Below are 17057 nucleotides of genomic sequence, written 5' to 3'. Positions count from 1 at the left end.
GTGACTCCAACTTTACCGCCTGCCCGGGGGGCCGGGCCTCGCCGCTAGCGCCGGACGATCGGGTTGGACAGGCGGCCGATGCCTTCGATCTCCACCTCAAAGCGGTCGCCGGCCGCAACCACGCCCACGCCAGCCGGTGTACCGGTCATGATCACGTCGCCGGGAAGCAGCGTGAAGGCCTGGGAGACTACCGAGACGAGCTCGCGGACGCCCCGGATCATCTGGCTTGTGCTGCCGTCCTGGCGCAGCTCCCCGTTGAGCCGGCCCTGGATCCGGAGGTCCTCGGTGTCCAGCTCGGTTTCGATCCACGGGCCCAGCGGCGCCGACGTGTCAAAGCCCTTGGCCCGGGCCCACTGCAGGTCCGTCTTCTGAACGTCGCGGGCGGTGAGGTCGTTGCCGCAGGTGTAGCCGAAGATGACGTCATCCACGCGGTCCTCGGGCACGTCCTTGCAGATCCGGCCGATGACGACGCAGAGCTCGGCCTCGAAGGAGACTTCCTCGGAGAATTCCGGAAGCACGATGGGATCGTTGGGGCCGATCACCGAGGTGTTCGGCTTGAGGAACAGCAGCGGCTGCTTGGGGACCTCGTTGCCCAGTTCCGCGGCGTGCTCCACGAAGTTGCGTCCCACGCCCACCACTTTGCTGCGCGGAATGATGGGGGCAAGCAGCCGCACGTCCTCCAGCTTGTGCTTTTGGGTGGTTCGTTCCACGCCGTGAAAGAAGGGGTCACCCTTGATAACAGTGACTTCCTCACTGCCGGGCTCGCCTTCAACAACACCGTAGAGGGGATCAGAATCAGCTACAAAACGGGCGATACGCATGGTTCCTAGCGTACAGTCTCCGCCCGCGTGTCCTGCCGCGGGCACTGCCGCCCAAGCACCGCGCCGGAGCTCGCATCCCGGTGCTCAGCTGCGGAGGAATTCCAACTGGGCGGCCACGGAGTTCGCCGCGGCCGCCCGGACGGCGGGCTCGATATCCGTATAGACGGCATCAGTGATTTCGCCCACTCCCGCAGAGGGACCAAGGTCCGCCAGGGCGGCCCGGATCTGCGCGAGCCGTTCGTGCCGGTGGTTCCGGTAGGCACGGACTACTGCATCGAGCGCCGGGAGCACGGCTCCGTGCCCGGGCAGCACGGTGGCCGGCCCAATCCCTTCGAGTCTGTCGAGGGTTGCCAGGTAGTCGCCCAGTTTCCCGTCCGGAAAGTCCAGCACCGTGGTGCCGCGGCCCAGGATGGTGTCGCCGGTCAGCACCGATCCGTGCCGGCCGTCGGCGGGCAGGTGAAAACAGAGCGAATCGGAGGTGTGGCCGGGCGTGGCAATGACACGGATCTCAACCCCCGCCGCGAGGATGGTTTCGCCGTCAGCCAGGGGAATCCCTCCGTGGCAGTGCCCTGCATCCGCTGCGCGCACCGGCGCCCCCGTGAGTTCGTGGAAGCGCGCGGCCGCCGCCGTATGGTCCGCATGACGGTGGGTGATGAGGATAAGCTCCACCCTCCCTGCCCCGGCAAGTTCCTGCAGGTGCTGTTCATCCAGCGGCCCGGGGTCCACCACGACGGTGCTGCCCGCACCGGGGCTGCCCAGCAGGTAGGAATTGGTCCCGTCCAGGCTCATGGGGCCGGGGTTGGGGGCAAGCCGGAACCGTGTCAGGTCGCTGGCCGGACGAATCGACGGAAAGATTTCGGGATTCACCCGTCCATCTTCGCATTGTTAACGCACGACGCCGGGTGGGCCGCTTCGATTGCGACCCACCCGGCGTCGTGCGTCAGGAAAGTGGGGAATCTCAGGCGAGGCGCGTCAGCCAGCCGTGGGTGTCCTCGACGGTGCCCGTCTGGATGCCAAGAAGCTGCTCGCGGATGGCCATGGTGGTCTCCCCCGCCTTCGCATCCTCGGAGCCGATGAACTCGGTGGCGTCCTTGAGTACTCCGATGGGCGTGATGACAGCGGCAGTTCCACAGGCGAAGACCTCCGTGATCTCGCCCGAGGCGACGCCGTCCCGCCATTCGTCCAGGGTGATCTTGCGCTCGGTGACGGTGCGGCCCATGTCCTTGGCCACCTGCATGACGGACATCCGGGTGACGCCTTCCAGGATGGTCCCGGTCAGCGCGGGGGTGACCAGCGAGCCGTCCTTCATCACGAAGAAGACGTTCATGCCGCCGAGTTCTTCCACGGCGTTGTCATTGAACTGGTCCAGGAAAAGGACCTGCTTGCAGCCGTGGGCCTCGGCCTCCTGCTGGGCGATGAGGGAGGCTGCGTAGTTGCCGCCGCACTTGGCCGCACCGGTGCCGCCGCGGCCAGCGCGTGCATACTCCCGGGAGATCCAGATCGACACGGGCTTCAGCTCGCCGCCGAAGTAGTTTCCGGCCGGTGATGCAATCACGCGGAAGGAGACTTCCCTGGCCGCGCGGACGCCCAGGAACGCTTCGGTGGCGATCATGAACGGGCGCAGGTAGAGCGCCTCGCCGTCGCCCGCCGGAACCCACTCACGGTCGGCCTGCACGAGTTCGCGGATGGCGCCGAGGAAGTACTCTTCCGGAAGCTCCGGCAGCGCCAGCCGGCGGGCGGACTTGTTCAGCCGGGCGGCGTTGGCCTCCGGACGGAAGGTCCAGACCGACCCGTCGGCATGCCGGTAGGCCTTGAGGCCCTCGAAGATCTCCTGGCCGTAGTGCAGCACCGCCGCTGACGGGTCAAGCGAGATGGGACCGTATGCCTCGATGCGCGCGTCATGCCAGCCGCCCTTGCCGTTCTCGTCGACGCTGTAGTCGACAATCGCAGTGTGGTCGGTGAAATAGTTGCCGAAACCCGGGTTCGCCAGGATGGCTGCTCGCTCTTCAGCAGACTTCGGGGTTACCGAAGGCTGATGGGTGAATTCGACGCCATGGGCAGTCTGAGTCATGGTTCCTCCACGGTCGGCTGCCTGGTGTGTGAACGTGGTTCAGCGTCGGACCACGGCAGCATTATTGGTGATTCGAAACTAGCTTACGCCCGATGCGTGGCCCTAAACGGCGGCGGCGATAGCGTCACCGATCGCGCTGGTGGTACGCTCCCGGCCATCCCGGGTTTCGACGTCGGCAATGACTGCCGCTTCGATCTTCTTTGCCGCCTCGGCATAGCCCAGGTGGTCCAGGAGCAGTGCCGCCGACAGGATCGCCGCCGTGGGATCGGCTTTTTGCTGGCCGGCAATATCGGGGGCGGATCCGTGCACGGGTTCAAACATGGACGGGGCGGTGCGTTCCATGTTGATGTTGCCGGAGGCTGCGAGGCCGATGCCGCCGGTGACTGCGGCGGCGAGGTCGGTGATTATGTCGCCGAAGAGGTTGTCCGTGACGATGACGTCGAAGCGTGCCGGGTCCGTGACCATGAAGATCGTGGCTGCATCGATGTGCAGGTAGTCGTGGGTGACGTCCGGGAATTCCTGCGCCACCGCTTCAACCGTGCGCTTCCACAAGTGGCCGGCGAAAACCAGGACGTTGTGCTTGTGGACCAGGGTGACGTGCTTGCGCGGGCGTTCGCTCGCCCGGCGGAAGGCGTCCCGGACAACCCGTTCCACGCCGTGGGCCGTGTTCAGCGAAACCTCGGTGGCAACCTCGTGCCTGGTCCCGGCACGCAGGGTACCGCCGTTGCCTACATATGGACCTTCGGTGCCTTCGCGGACCACGATGAAATCAATGTCGCCGGGATTGGCCAGCGGGCTGCCGACGGTGCCGAAGAGGCGTGACGGTCGCAGGTTGACGAAGTGGTCCAGGCTGAAGCGAAGCTTCAGGAGCATCTCCCGTTCGATGATGCCGGACGGGATCCGGGTGTCACCGGGGGCAGCACCGACGGCGCCGAACAGGATGGCATCCCGGGTGCGGAGATCGCTGAGCACTTCCTCCGGAAGGGTCTCGCCCGTCTCAAGCCAATGCTGGGCTCCCAGCTTGTAGTGGGTCTGGTCCAGCGTGACGCCTTCGGCGGCTACAACCTTCTCCAACACTTTCAACGCTTCGGCGATGACTTCGGGGCCGATGCCGTCGCCGGGAATGACAGCAAGATTTATCGTGGATGCGCTCATCTTTTCAGGGTAGCCAAGCCATCCACATGATGGTCAAGTCGTCTCAATATTCGAACACATCGGCAGCCCGGAATGGTGCGTGTCAGCGGCCTGCCACGGGCGACGCGACCACGGCAACGTTCTTACCCCACGGATCCTCCGTGTAGCAGCTGATCAGGACCAGCCGGTTGGGGACCACCGCCCAGATGGGGCTGTCCTTCAAGGTGGCCTTCGTGTACGTGGTCACCGAGTCCACCCGGTAGGTCATGGCGCCGGTTGAGGTCGTGACTGTGAGTTCGTCCCCGGCCGCCGCGGCGGAACTCAAGTGGTTGAACGGCGCGTCGAGCCCCTCCCAGCTGTGGCCGATGACATAGCTGGTATTCACGGAGCCGGTCCCGGGCATCCCCAGGTTTGCAAGCCAGTAGCCATCCATCGTCTCCGGTGGCACGATGCTGTGGCTTGCGGCGTCCACGGACTCCGGTTCGAGCGGATGCACCACAACGTCCATGCCGGCGGCCGGGTAGATGATGCGCCGGGGTGCCGCCGCGGCGGGATAGGAAGGAGCAGGCGGTGCCGCGGGCGACCCGCCGGCGGCCAACGGTGCGGCCGGCGCCGGCACGGCGGGCAAGGCAACTGGATCCGACGTTGCAACGGACTCGGCGGCCGCCGCTTCGGCGGCAGGCACCGTGGCCGGCGCCAGCGGATCCGGCAAGCGCCCGGACAGGACGATGGCCGCCGGTTCCCCGGCAGCGGATGCTCCGTGGTCCCCGGCTCCGGTCACGCCGTATGCCAGCCACGCCCCGAGAATCCCCGCCACGCAGAATGCCAGCACCAGAAGGTCCCTGCTGCTAAGAACCAGGCCGCGGATGCGGGCGGCATGCCGGTGCCGGTTCCGGACGTGACAGACCATGCGGGGCTCCTGAAGATTTTGGGAAGGTGATGCCAAAACCGGAGGACGGGTGCCGTAAGGTCACGGCACCCGCCCCGGGTTTACTGTCCTAGCTGCTTGCTCCGCGGGACCGCAGGCCGCTCTTCACGAGCACCCACGCTCCTGCAGCGGCAAAGAGGCCGGTCAGGATGGACAGCCAGGCGGGAATTCCGCCCGGGGAGCCAACGGCCGTCTGGACGTTGTAGCCCGTGTTGCTCGCTGCCGGAACGGACGCTGCGGCAGCCCCCAGGGGTGTTGACGCAACCGGGGTCACTGCGGCGGGCGCCGGGGTGACGGCCGCCGGTGTGGTTGCCGGCGGCACCACCACGGTCACCACCGCAGGCGTCGTCGGGGTCGCCGACGATGTATCCGACGGCGTCGGGGTCGCCGACGGCGTATCTGACGGCGTCGGGCTATCCGTCGGAGTCGGCTCGTCCGTCGGCTCATCCGTCGGAGTCGGCTCATCCGTCGGAGTCGGCTCGTCCGTCGGCTCGTCCGTAGGCGGAGGCGGCGGCGGAGTTGTCGGAACCACACCCCCTGCCACACAGCCCTGGGCGAGGAGCGCCAGGTTCGCCGTTGTCAGGTTCTGGCCGCCCGGCAGCGTGGTGCCATTGTTCTGCGGGACAACGTCGTCAGCGTGCCCGCTGTGTCCCGAAAGCCCGTTGACACTGACTTCCACCGCCGTATAGCTCCCGGATCCGCCCTTGGCGTGGCAGATGATAATGCTGTTTTCGTCGCTGGACGGTGGCGCGGCGTAAGCCGCCACTGTGGCCCCCATAATGCCGAGGCCCACCACCCCCAGAGTGGCTATTGTCCGTTTCATGTTCGGTCCCTCCATACCAATCCGATTCGAACTGACCAGACTGCGCGGAGTAACCGTCTTCGAGACCAGTGAAAACAAAACCTGTGTGAGACCTCAAACAGCGAAGTGAAGGCGACAGTTACTCCCCAGACAGTGTCATCAGTTCGCTTGCCTTTTCAGGCTAGGTTTGCCGCTCCGGTTAAACCCGAGTAACAGGTACGCGTTTACTCAAACTGGCACAGGTATCAATTACCTGCTTCGTGAAAATATTCACTCGCACGCATACGGCTGACTACTTGGATACCTGGACCCTTGCTACCGCGCCCCGGGCCACGCTCCGGGATAACAGCGGGCACAAAAACGCTCCCCCGCTTGCTGCGGCAAGCGAGGGAGCGCCGGGGTAACTATGGCGGGACGACAGGGCGTCCGGAAGTACTACGCTTCGGCTGGTTCCTCGTACTTCGGGAAAATCGGGGCCGGGGCAGGGAGCTCGGTGCCGGGGACGAGCGGCACGGCGACCGCCGTGAACAGGCGGGCGTCGCCGTCGTGCTGGCCGAGCGTTTCCAGGAGGGCGGCGGACGCCGTCGGCATAACCGGCTGGACCAGGATCGCAACGATCCTGAGCACCTCAAGCGTCACGAACAGCACCGTGTTCATGCGCTCGACGTCGGTCTTCCGCAGCACCCAAGGCGCCTGCTCGGCGAAGTACGCGTTGGTGTCGCCAAGGACGCCCCAGATCGCTTCCAGGGCACGGCTGAATTCCTGCTTCTCGAACGCGGCCCGGGCGGCCTCCAGGAGGCCGTTGGCCTGCGCCAGCAGCGCGGAATCCTCCGCTGTGAATGCGCCGGGAACCGGGACCCGGCCCTCGCAGTTCTTGGCGACCATCGACAATGAGCGCTGTGCCAGGTTGCCGAAGTTGTTGGCGAGGTCGGAGTTCATCCTGCCCACAATGGCTTCGTGGCTGTAGCTCCCGTCCGCGCCGAAAGGCACCTCACGCAGGAAGAAGAAGCGCACCTGGTCCAGGCCGTACTGTGCCACGAAGTCCGACGGAGCCACCACGTTGCCCAGCGACTTGGACATCTTGACGCCGTTGTTGTTCAGGAACCCGTGGATCATGATCCGCTTGGGCAGCTCCAGCCCGGCGCTCATGAGGAACGCCGGCCAGTAAATGGCGTGGAATCGCGAAATGTCCTTGCCGATCACGTGGACGTCCGCCGGCCAGAACTTCCGGAACGACTCCGAATCGACGTCCGGGTAGCCCACGCCGGTCAGGTAGTTGGTCAGCGCATCCACCCACACATACATCACGTGCTTGTCGTTACCGGGAACCGGAACACCCCAGTCGAACGTCGTGCGGCTGATGGAGAGGTCTTCCAGCCCCCGCTTGACGAAGCTGATGACCTCGTTGAAGCGGGACTGCGGGGCACCGAACTCAGGGTGTGCCTCGTACAGTGCCAGCAGCTTGTCCTGGTAGGCGGAGAGCCGGAAGAAGTAGCTTTCCTCGGCCGTCCAGGTCAGCTCGGTGTCCGTCTCGCGCGAGTAGCGGAGGCCGTCTTCCTTGACGACGGTCTCGTCTTCAACGTAGTAGGCCTCATCGCGGACCGAGTACCAGCCCTCGTACTTGGACAGGTAGATGTCCCCGTTGGCCTCCATCTTCTTCCAGATGGCCTGGGAAGCGGCGTAGTGGTCCTCGTCCGTGGTGCGGATGAAGCGGTCGTACGAGATTCCCAGGGCGGAGTGGGCGGCCTTGTAGATTTCGGCGTTCCGATCCACCAGCTCCTTGGGCGTGATGCCTTCCTTGTCGGCCGTCTGCGCGATCTTCATGCCGTGCTCATCCGTGCCGGTCAGGAAGAAAACGTCGTAACCGTCCAGGCGCTTGAACCGGGCCATTGCGTCGGTGGCAATGTACTCGTAGGCATGGCCGATGTGCGGCACGCCGTTGGGGTACGTAATGGCGGTGGTGATGTAGAACGGGGTCTGGGCTGAAGACGACACTCTGGGAAGTTACCTTTTTTCGGAAGCGGTGCGGGCCGGGAGCTGGTGGAACGCTACCCCTAAATCTAGATCAGTTCGGTCAGGGTATCGCTGAGCCGGACAAGTTCGTGGTCATGTGACGCCACCAGCACGGCAATTCCGTCGGACGTGGTGTCCTTCAGGATGCTGATGATGCGGTTGGCCGAGGTACGGTCCAGGCTCGCCGTCGGTTCGTCGACCACCAGGACGCGGGTGCCCAGGATCAGGGCACGTGCGATCGCCACGCGCTGACGCTCGCCGCCGGACAGCTGGGCCGGACGGTGGCGCATCCGCCGCCCCAGGCCGACAAGGTCCAGGAGGTCCTTTGCCATGTCGCGGCGCTGGTCCACTTCGCCGTCCGGCACGGCCGGCAGCAGGACGTTCTCCAGTGCGCTCATGCCGTCAATCAGCGCGCCGCCCTGGTCCACGTAGCCGATCAGTGCCCGGCGGCGGTCGGCGATTTCGTCGTCGCCCATGCTCTCGAGGGACTGGCCCTCCCAGTACACCCGGCCCGACGTCGGCAGGGTAAGGCCTGCTCCGACGGTCAGGATACTGGTCTTGCCGGAACCGCTTCGGCCGGCGACGCAGTGCATTTCCCCGGCGTGGAGGGTCAGGTCAAAGCCTTCGACGACGTTGACGGCGTCGGCTCCGCCCTTCTGGCCGCCGTAGCGGATGGTGATGTTGCTCAGTTCCAGCGGGGTCCCGTGGTCTGCGGCCTTCAGGATGGTGTTGGCACGGGTCTGGAGCGAGCCGTCCCCGGCGTCATCCTGGGGAATCCGGTCGAGATTCAGGTCGTTGTTCATTGGACCACTTTCGTTGCAATTGGAATCCAGCAAAGTACAGCCACGAGTCCGGCCAGGGCGGCCCAGAGCGCGGCATAGGGAGCGAGCAGGAGGCCGATGCCGAGGGCGCCGACCACGCCCAGCGGCAGGGCCACCGTGCCCACGAGGGCGTTTTCGAACAGCCGGACCTGGCCGAGCATGTCCGGGTTCCAGCCCATGGCTTCGAGCGTGCCGAGGTACTGGCGCTTGGCCTGGAGCTCGAAGCGTCCGGTGACAAGGGTCAGCACCAGGCCCACAGCTACGCCGGAGAGCGCCAGGACGATGCTGGGCAGCGCCACGCTGGCGGCAGCGAGGCCGCTGAGGGCACTGGCGCCGGCGGCTCTCGGGATGTCGATCAGCAGGGCGATCAGGCCGCCGACGGCCGCACCAAAAACGCCTACTGCCACGGCCAGCGAGATGGTGTTGAATTTGTTGGTGCTCAGCTGGCGGTTGGCGAACGTGAGCGGGGAGTCGACGGCGATCAGCCGCTCGTCGTGCTGCGGCTCCTGGTCGATCTCGTCACGGTGCCTCAGCTGCCGGGCCGCGAAGTAGGCTGCGGCAGCGTAGAGCACCAGCACAGAGGCGGAAACAATGACCGTAGCGAGGTTCCAGCTGACCAGGCTCAGGATGGTGCCGGCAATTGCCAGCATGGCCGCTCCCACGCCGAACTCGGCGAGGACCCAGCTGCGGATCCTGTTCTGCGTCCAACCCATGGCCCGCAGGGTGCCGGCCTCGCGGCGGCGCTGGCGGATGTAGCTGACCGTGGAGGCACCAGTCAGCAACGCGGCACCGCACAGAGTGAGGAACAGCAGCGTCACATTCGTACCGGTCAGGGAACCGGACACGGCGTCGGCCGCATCCTGGCGGACCCACGACTGGGTGACGGTGCCCAGCGGGGATTCCTTGCCGGCGCCGTCTTTGGAGTATCCGGGAACGAAAATGTTGGCGTCTTCACGCGCCGAGCCGGCAACAACCGTCGCTTCGAGGCCCATGTCGCGGATTTCGTCCGCAAGCTTCTCGACCTCCGGCTGGGACTCCTTCCAGCTGCCCGGCGCCTTGGCCTTGACGCGGACTGCGTCGATGACCGAAGCGTTCTGTTCGAATCCCCGGGCGGCGGCGAGGCCGTAGTAGTCGGTGATCGCACCGGCAGACTGGCTGACCAGTCCCGTGGCGCTCAGTGACGGCTTGAGTTCGGTGTTCTCCACCTTCTTGCCCTGGGCGTCCTCGGTCAGGGTGAGCGGCGACGGATCGTAGCCGCCCAGGGGCAGCCGGTTGATGTCCCCGGCGGCTTCCTTAACCTTCTCGGCGTCGAACGTGCCGTAAACCATGGCCAGCGGCGCGGCGACCTTGGTGCCGGTCTCCAGGCTGTCGCGGTAGGAACGTTCGTCAACAGGCTCGCGCTGGGTCTGGTCGACGGGCGCTCCGCCGGCACCCTTCTCCGGAAGGCGGTTGACGGTCACCCACTCCCCCGGTGTGGCGGTCTTGTCCACGGCTCCGTTGCCGGCAGTGGCACCGTCGGTGTACTTGGGGGCGGACGCGAAGGCGGTGCTCCACGTTGCCGGGTTGTAGAGGCCCTGGCTGAAGTTGCCGGTGTTCCCCAGCAGCTGGGAGAAGTCCTGCGAGCCCGGCCAGGACAGGGCGAACGGCGACTTGGAAACGAACGGAAGGTAGTCCTTGTCCAGCGAACGGGTCACCGTGCCCACGTCTTTGACCACGTTTCCGGAGTCGTCGATTTCCTCGATCTTGACCGAGTACTTGAGGTCGAGGGAGGTGCCGGAGCGGACGATCAGCGGGATCGCCTGGGAATCGGCCGTGAGCTGGCCGGCGCGCTTGGCCTGCTGGTACTGGGTCATCAGGGGTGCCCAGTACTTGAGCTTGACGCCGAGGAAGTCGGGCCCCTCTTCCAGTTCCTCCATGCTGATTCCCGTGGTGAACAGGCTTTCGAAGTGCCGGCCGATCGCTCCGGCGTTCCGTGCATCTGCCGGCGGCGCCTTTTCGAGCGGTGCGAGGAAGTCGCCTGCGGTGCCCAGGAGGGCCCGCTCGGACACCGGGTCGACGGCGACGACGGACTCCGTCACCTGCGGCGCCAGCGGCAGCGATACCGAGAGGTTGAACAGGTTGTGTTCGGAGCCGCCCGCGGGGGCCGGGAACTTGATGCCCGTTTCCCCGTCGGCGCCCGCGATGCGGATGCTCTTGCCGCCGGCGGTCTGCTCTTCGACGAGCTTGGCCTTGCCGAGGGAACCCTCGGCCATGGACTTGAACAGGGTCTGTTCCGACTGGCCGTCGGAGCTGACGGCGCTGGCCGTCACGCGGTATTTCTTGGCCTCGTCAGTGAGGACCGATTGCGCTGCCGGCCACTTGCCGGGGTCGGTTCCGCCGGGCTCCCCTGCGGTCGCCGTGCCCACCAGGCCGGCGTTGAATCCCAGGTAGTCCATGGCGTCAAGCCGCGGCGCTTCGAGGTTCTGCGATACCCGTGAGACGAGGCTGATGGGGGCCGCCACGGAGGTGCCGGTGAGCTTCCTGATGCCATCCAGCTGATCGAAGCTGATGCCGCCCTGGCCGTTGGCGATTTCCGGCTGCATGAGTGCGCCGCCGGAACCTGCCTTGGCCTGGACGAGGATGTCATAAAGTCCGCGGGAATTCTGGTCGACTGTTCGGTTGAGCGCCGCCTGTGACTGGCCCTGGACGAGGACGGACAGGCACATGGCGACGATCAAAATGGCCGCGGTCAGCAAAAGCACTCGGCTTCTGATGAACCTCTGGACGGCGTTCATTGGGCTCCCTGAAAGCTGGATTGCGTGAGCGCACACCTCTGTCCACACCTAACGGATGTGAAGGCGTCCCCTGCCGGGTGTGCAAAAAATAATGGCCGGTCTGCCGGCCGGATCCGAAAATCGGACCCAGCCATTGTACGCAGACCGGCCAATCATACGTGGCAGAAGTTAACGTCTGTCACGAGAAGTTCACCGAATAGGCGGGATGTCAGTCTTCGAGGTCGACTTCCCGCACCATCTCGGCACCGATGCCGGCCTTGATCGCGTCAAGGACCTGCTGCGGAACCGAGCTGTCAATGGTCAGGAGCGCCAGGACCTGGCCGCCCTCGGCCTGGCGCGCAACCTGCATGCCGGCGATGTTGATGTTGTTCATGCCCAGGATGTGGCCGATGGTGCCGATCACACCCGGACGGTCCGCGTAAGCAACCACCACAAGGTGTTCGCTGATGGGAATCTCCACCTCGTAGCCGTTGACGCCCACGAGCTTCTGGATCTGCTTGGGGCCCGTCAGTGTGCCGGCCACGGAGATCTGGCTGCCGTCGCTCAGGGCACCGCGCAGCGTCAGGAGGTTCCGGTACGACTCGGTTTCCGGCGTGGTGATCAGGCGGACGTTGATGCCCCGCTGCTCGGCGATGACAGGGGCGTTGACGTAGGAGACCTGTTCGGTCACGACGTCGGCGAAGATGCCCTTGAGCGCGGCCAGTTCCAGCACCTTGACGTCCAGTGAGGAAATCTCGCCGGCAACTTCGACGTCGAACTGGGTCAGGGAGGCGTGGGTCAGCGCGGTGAAGATGCGGCCGAGCTTTTCGATCAGCGGGATGCCCGGGCGAACGTCCGGAGCAATGACGCCGCCGGCAACGTTCACTGCGTCGGGGACCAGTTCGCCGGCCAGGGCGAGCCGGACCGATTTGGCCACGGAGACGCCTGCCTTTTCCTGGGCTTCGTCAGTGGAGGCGCCCAGGTGCGGGGTCACCACCACGTTGTCCATGTCGAAGAACGGCAGGTCGGTGCTGGGTTCCTTGACGAACACGTCAACGCCGGCACCGGCGATCTCGCCGTCCTTCAGGGCAGCGTGCAGGGCTTCCTCGTCCACCAGGCCGCCGCGGGCGACGTTGATGACGTAGGCGGTCTTCTTCATCTTCTTGAACGCCTCGGCGCCGAGCATGCCCACCGTTTCCGGCGTTTTGGGCATGTGGATGGTGATGAAGTCCGACTGTGCCAGCAGCTCGTCCAGGGTGACCAGCTGCACGCCCAGCTGGGCGGCGCGGGCGGAGGTGATGTAGGGGTCGTACGCCAGGATCTTGGTGTCGAAGCCCTTCAGGCGGGCTGCCACGAGGGCGCCGATCCGGCCGAGGCCGATGATACCGATCTTCTTCTCGTAGAGTTCAATGCCCGTGTACTTGGAGCGCTTCCATTCGCCGTCCTTGAGCGCGGCACTGGCCTGCGGAATGTGGCGGGCGAGGCTCAGGATGTGGCCGACCGTCAGTTCAGCGGCGGAGACGATGTTCGACGTCGGCGCGTTGACCACCATGACACCGGCCTGCGTGGCAGCTTTGATGTCGACGTTGTCCAGGCCCACTCCGGCGCGGGCAATGACCTTCAGGTTCTTGGCCGCAGCGATGGCCTCAGCGTCCACCTGCGTGGCAGAACGGACCAGGATTGCGTCAACGTCCACGATGGCAGAGAGCAGCTGGGAACGGTCGGAGCCGTCTGTCTGGCGGATTTCAAAGTCCGGGCCGAGGGCCTCGACTGTGGCGGGTGAAAGTTCTTCGGCGAGCAGTACTACGGGTTTTGACACGGCTGATCCTCTGCGTTGCAGTCCTGGGGATAAATCAAGTCTAGGCGGACGGAAAGGCCGGGCTCACATTGTTAAGTGTGAACCCGGCCTCACTACTGCCTTGTGAAGGGCACCTGGCCGACGGCCTTGGTGGCGGCAGCCTTAGCGGGCTGCCGAGCCCTCTACGTAGTCCTCGTCCTGCTGCTGCCAGGAGAACAGGCCACGCAGTTCGCGGCCGACGCTCTCGATGGGGTGCTGCTCAGCCTTGGCACGCAGCGCCTTGAACTCCACGCCGCCGTTGTCCTGGTCTTCAATGAAGCGCTTGGCAAACGCGCCGTTCTGGATGTCGCCGAGGACAGCCTTCATGTTTTCCTTCACCTCGGGGGTGATGACGCGCGGGCCGGAGACGTAGTCGCCGTACTCTGCGGTGTCGGAAACGCTCCAGCGCTGCTTGGCGATGCCGCCTTCCCACATGAGGTCAACGATGAGCTTGAGCTCGTGAAGCACCTCGAAGTAGGCGATCTGCGGCTGGTAGCCGGCTTCGGTCAGGGTCTCGAAGCCGTACTGGACCAGCTGGGAGACACCGCCGCACAGGACGGCCTGCTCGCCGAAGAGGTCGGTTTCGGTTTCCTCGGTGAAGGTCGTCTTGATGACACCGGCGCGGGTGCCGCCAATGGCCTTGGCGTAGGACTTGGCCAGGTCCCAGGCTGCGCCGGTGGCGTCCTGCTCGACCGCGATGATGTCCGGGATGCCGCGGCCGGCTTCGAATTCGCGGCGCACGGTGTGGCCGGGAGCCTTCGGGGCGATCAGGATGACGTCAACACCCTCCGGCGCCTCGATGTAGCCGAAGCGGATGTTGAAGCCGTGTGCGAAGGCCAGGGCCTTGCCGGGGGTCAGCTTGTCCTTGATGGAGTCGTTGTAGATCGAGCGCTGGTGCTGGTCCGGCGCCAGGATCATGATGACGTCGGCCCATTCGGCGGCGTCGGCGACGTTCTTGACCGTGAATCCGGCGTCCTGTGCCTTGGCGATCGACGCCGAGCCCTCCTTGAGGGCGATGGTAACTTCAACGCCGGAGTCGCGCAGGTTCAGGGCGTGGGCGTGGCCCTGCGAGCCATAGCCGACGATGGCTACCTTCCGGCCCTGGATGATGGACAGATCAGCGTCGTCGTCATAGAACATTTCAGTCACTTGCGTAACTCCTTTTGAGTGGATTCTCGGGTGTAAATAGTCTGTGGTGTTGCGTTACTGCACGGGCTGTACGTGGCGCCTAGGCGCTGCGCAAGGCCCTGTCGCTCATGGAGCGGGATCCCCGTCCAACGGCCAGGGTGCCGGACTGCACAATTTCGCGGATGCCGAAGGGCTCGAGCACTGACAGCAGTGCGGTGAGCTTTTCGGGGTGGCCGGTTGCTTCAATGACCACCGAGTCTGTGGAGACGTCGACCACTGAAGCGCGGAACAGGTCTGCAGCCTGGGTCACCTGCAGGCGTGTTGCGGCATCCGCACGTACCTTGACCAGGATGTGGTCTCGCTGTACGGAAGATTCTGAGGTCAGTTCAACAATCTTGATCACGTTGACAAGTTTGTTCAACTGCTTGGTGACCTGTTCGATCAGGTCACCGTCGGCGTCGACGACGACGGTCATCCGGGACATGCCCGGAACTTCCGTCGGGCCGACGGCCAGGGAATTGATGTTGAAGGCCCTGCGCGCGAAGAGGCTCGCGACTCGGGTCAGCACACCGGGCTTGTCTTCGACCAGAACGGACAGCGTGTGGCGGGTCATGATCAGTCCTCCTCTTCCCATTCCGGGGTCATGTTGCGGGCGACCTGGATCTGGTCGTTGCTCACTCCGGCGGGCACCATCGGCCACACCATGGAGTCGGGGCTCACTACGAAGTCGATGACCACGGGGCGGTCATTGATCTCAAGGGCCTTCTGGATGGTGGCGTCGATGTCCTCAGCGCGTTCGCACCGGAAGGACGCGCAGCCGTAGGCCTCGCCCAGTTTCACGAAGTCCGGGATGCGGACTGTCTCGTGGCCGGTGTTCAGGTCGGTGTTCGAGTAGCGGCCCTCGTAGAAGAGGGTCTGCCACTGGCGAACCATGCCCAGCGAGGAGTTGTTGATGACCGCAACCTTGATGGGGATCTTGTTGATGGCACAGGTGGCCAGTTCCTGGTTGGTCATCTGGAAGCAGCCGTCGCCGTCGATGGCCCAGACCACACGGTCCGGTGCGCCCACTTTGGCGCCCATGGCCGCGGGAACGGCGTATCCCATGGTGCCGGCTCCGCCGGAGTTCAGCCAGGCGTGGGGGCGTTCGTACTTGATGAACTGCGCAGCCCACATCTGGTGCTGGCCGACGCCCGCAACGTAAATCCCTTCGGGGCCGGTGAGGGCACCGATGCGCTCAATGACGCGCTGCGGTGCGGTGAGGCCGTCTTCGGGCTCGGTCCACCCCAGCGGATACGTATCCTTCAGGTTGTTCAGGAACGCCCACCAGTTCTCCAGGTCCGGCGTGCCGGAAGCAGCGAACTGCGTCTTCACGGCCTCGGTCAGTTCCGGGATGATCTCCTTGACGGAGCCCACGATCGGAACGTCCGCGGTGCGGTTCTTGGAGATCTCGGCCGGATCGATGTCCGCGTGGATCACCTTGGCGTTCGGCGCGAAGGTTTTCAGGACGCCGGTCACCCGGTCATCGAAACGGGCGCCCAGGGTGATGAGCAGATCGGACTGCTGCAGCGCGGTAACGGCGGACACCGTGCCGTGCATGCCCGGCATGCCGACGTGCTGCGGGTGTGAGTCCGGGAACACGCCGCGGGCCATCAGGGTGGTCACCACCGGTGCGCCGGTGATTTCGGCGAGCTCCCGCAGTTCCGCCGAAGCATGCGCCTTGACCACGCCGCCGCCGACGTAGAGGACGGGCTTGCTGGCCGCAGCAATCAGCTTCGCTGCTTCGCGAACCTGCTTGTTGTGGCCGCGGACCACCGGGCGGTAGCCGGGCAGGTCGATCTTCGGCGGCCAGGAGAACGTCATCTGGCCCTGCTGGGCGTCCTTGGCGACGTCCACCAGCACCGGACCGGGACGGCCCGTGGAGGCGAGGTGGAATGCCTCAGCCATGACATGCGGGATGTCATTGGGGTCGGTCACCAGGAACGAGTGCTTGGTGATGGGCATGGTGATGCCCACGATGTCAGCTTCCTGGAAGGCGTCCGTGCCGATGACACCGCTGGATACCTGGCCGGTGATGGCCACCAGCGGCACGGAATCCATGTGCGCATCCATGATGGCGGTAACGAGGTTGGTGGCGCCGGGACCCGAGGTGGCAATGCAGACGCCCACCCGCCCGGTAACCATGGCGTAGCCTTGCGCGGCGTGGCCGGCTCCCTGTTCGTGACGGACCAGCACGTGATTCATGCGGGAGGCCATCAAGGGGTCATAGGTGGGCAGGATCGCGCCACCGGGCAAACCGAAAATATCGTCCACGCCGAGTTCTTCGAGCGAGCGGACAATAGCTTGTGAACCGGTCATCACCGTCGGGGGTACGACGTTGTTCGGTCCGAGTACAGGAGAGACAGCAGCAGCGTGCTCGACGCCGGCATCGGCCGTGCGGTCGGCGCGTTCCGGAGCTTTGGGGGCTCCAGCGGACTTTGTAGCCATCAGCGAGGGGCTGATCGGCGATCCTTTGCTCATCGGACTCTTCCTTTGTGGATCTTTATTAGCGGGTAAATCTCATGACGGGTTCAATATGTGGAACAAATAAAAAAACCCCTCAGCCGTGAGGCTCTTCGAGGGGTTTGCGCGTGACGGTTCGTTACCAGTCGGGCTATTGAGCCACGCGCTTGGTAAGGACGACGACTGCCTCTGCAGCAGCGAAGCTAGTAACGAATGCGATCATGCGTTCAGTTTTCCCTCTGATGAGAAG

13 protein-coding genes are annotated in these 17057 nt (G+C 65.0%); all 13 read right to left on the bottom strand.

Translation table 11 applies throughout. The features are described 5' to 3' along the window. Positions 1-44: 44 nt before the first annotated feature. A complete protein-coding gene (locus BS38_RS0115400) occupies positions 45-821 on the bottom strand; it encodes a fumarylacetoacetate hydrolase family protein (RefSeq protein ID WP_028271621.1) in 777 nt (258 codons plus the stop codon). An 84-nt stretch (positions 822-905) separates the two neighbouring features. After that, the gene (locus tag BS38_RS0115395) at positions 906-1688 is read right to left on the bottom strand and encodes an MBL fold metallo-hydrolase (protein ID WP_028271620.1); all 783 of its coding nucleotides are present in this window, start codon (positions 1686-1688) and stop codon (positions 906-908) included. A 91-nt stretch (positions 1689-1779) separates the two neighbouring features. Beyond that, on the bottom strand, positions 1780-2892 hold the full coding sequence (locus BS38_RS0115390; RefSeq protein ID WP_011692370.1) for a branched-chain amino acid aminotransferase: 1113 nt from the start codon (positions 2890-2892) through the stop codon (positions 1780-1782). Between the two features lie 102 nt (positions 2893-2994). Beyond that, positions 2995-4047, bottom strand: a complete 1053-nt coding sequence (locus BS38_RS0115385; protein WP_028271619.1) for a 3-isopropylmalate dehydrogenase — start codon at positions 4045-4047, stop codon at positions 2995-2997. A gap of 82 nt (positions 4048-4129) precedes the next feature. Next, positions 4130-4936: a class F sortase gene (locus tag BS38_RS0115380; protein ID WP_028271618.1), complete on the bottom strand. Its 807-nt coding sequence runs from the start codon at positions 4934-4936 to the stop codon at positions 4130-4132. Between the two features lie 88 nt (positions 4937-5024). Continuing rightward, complete coding sequence (locus tag BS38_RS0115375) at positions 5025-5777, bottom strand: hypothetical protein (RefSeq protein ID WP_156037147.1); 753 nt, start codon at positions 5775-5777, stop codon at positions 5025-5027. A gap of 414 nt (positions 5778-6191) precedes the next feature. Then, entirely contained in the window at positions 6192-7751 is a 1560-nt protein-coding gene (metG, locus tag BS38_RS0115370; RefSeq protein ID WP_028271616.1) for a methionine--tRNA ligase, read from the bottom strand. Between the two features lie 65 nt (positions 7752-7816). Beyond that, positions 7817-8572 (bottom strand): ABC transporter ATP-binding protein, encoded by a 756-nt coding sequence (locus BS38_RS0115365; RefSeq protein WP_028271615.1) that lies wholly within the window; start codon positions 8570-8572, stop codon positions 7817-7819. After that, complete coding sequence (locus BS38_RS0115360; protein WP_028271614.1) at positions 8569-11364, bottom strand: ABC transporter permease; 2796 nt, start codon at positions 11362-11364, stop codon at positions 8569-8571. The genes BS38_RS0115365 and BS38_RS0115360 overlap by 4 nt, the downstream gene beginning before the upstream one ends. A 208-nt stretch (positions 11365-11572) precedes the next feature. Then, entirely contained in the window at positions 11573-13162 is a 1590-nt protein-coding gene (gene serA / locus BS38_RS0115355; RefSeq protein ID WP_028271613.1) for a phosphoglycerate dehydrogenase, read from the bottom strand. Between the two features lie 141 nt (positions 13163-13303). Next, the gene (ilvC, locus tag BS38_RS0115350) at positions 13304-14329 is read right to left on the bottom strand and encodes a ketol-acid reductoisomerase (protein WP_028271612.1); all 1026 of its coding nucleotides are present in this window, start codon (positions 14327-14329) and stop codon (positions 13304-13306) included. A gap of 79 nt (positions 14330-14408) precedes the next feature. Further along, entirely contained in the window at positions 14409-14921 is a 513-nt protein-coding gene (gene ilvN / locus BS38_RS0115345; RefSeq protein ID WP_028271611.1) for an acetolactate synthase small subunit, read from the bottom strand. 2 nt (positions 14922-14923) lie between these two features. Further along, positions 14924-16825 (bottom strand): acetolactate synthase large subunit, encoded by a 1902-nt coding sequence (locus BS38_RS0115340; protein ID WP_028271610.1) that lies wholly within the window; start codon positions 16823-16825, stop codon positions 14924-14926. Between the last annotated feature and the right edge of the window lie 232 nt (positions 16826-17057).

The sequence above is a fragment of the Arthrobacter sp. UNC362MFTsu5.1 genome (assembly GCF_000685965.1).
Taxonomy (GTDB): Bacteria; Actinomycetota; Actinomycetes; order Actinomycetales; family Micrococcaceae; genus Arthrobacter.
The sequence above is the reverse complement of the archived record's forward strand: the minus strand, read 5'-3'. Positions and strand labels throughout refer to the sequence as shown.

What these genes read in the sequence shown, in the direction of transcription:
- BS38_RS0115385 (WP_028271619.1), bottom strand. Translation starts at nt 4,047, where the DNA reads ATGAGCGCATCCACGATAAATCTTGCTGTCATTCCCGGCGACGGCATC.
- BS38_RS0115400 (WP_028271621.1), bottom strand. Translation starts at nt 821, where the DNA reads ATGCGTATCGCCCGTTTTGTAGCTGATTCTGATCCCCTCTACGGTGTT.
- BS38_RS0115390 (WP_011692370.1), bottom strand. Translation starts at nt 2,892, where the DNA reads ATGACTCAGACTGCCCATGGCGTCGAATTCACCCATCAGCCTTCGGTA.
- BS38_RS0115380 (WP_028271618.1), bottom strand. Translation starts at nt 4,936, where the DNA reads ATGGTCTGTCACGTCCGGAACCGGCACCGGCATGCCGCCCGCATCCGC.
- BS38_RS0115340 (WP_028271610.1), bottom strand. Translation starts at nt 16,825, where the DNA reads ATGAGCAAAGGATCGCCGATCAGCCCCTCGCTGATGGCTACAAAGTCC.
- BS38_RS0115375 (WP_156037147.1), bottom strand. Translation starts at nt 5,777, where the DNA reads ATGAAACGGACAATAGCCACTCTGGGGGTGGTGGGCCTCGGCATTATG.
- ilvN (WP_028271611.1), bottom strand. Translation starts at nt 14,921, where the DNA reads ATGACCCGCCACACGCTGTCCGTTCTGGTCGAAGACAAGCCCGGTGTG.
- BS38_RS0115365 (WP_028271615.1), bottom strand. Translation starts at nt 8,572, where the DNA reads ATGAACAACGACCTGAATCTCGACCGGATTCCCCAGGATGACGCCGGG.
- BS38_RS0115360 (WP_028271614.1), bottom strand. Translation starts at nt 11,364, where the DNA reads ATGAACGCCGTCCAGAGGTTCATCAGAAGCCGAGTGCTTTTGCTGACC.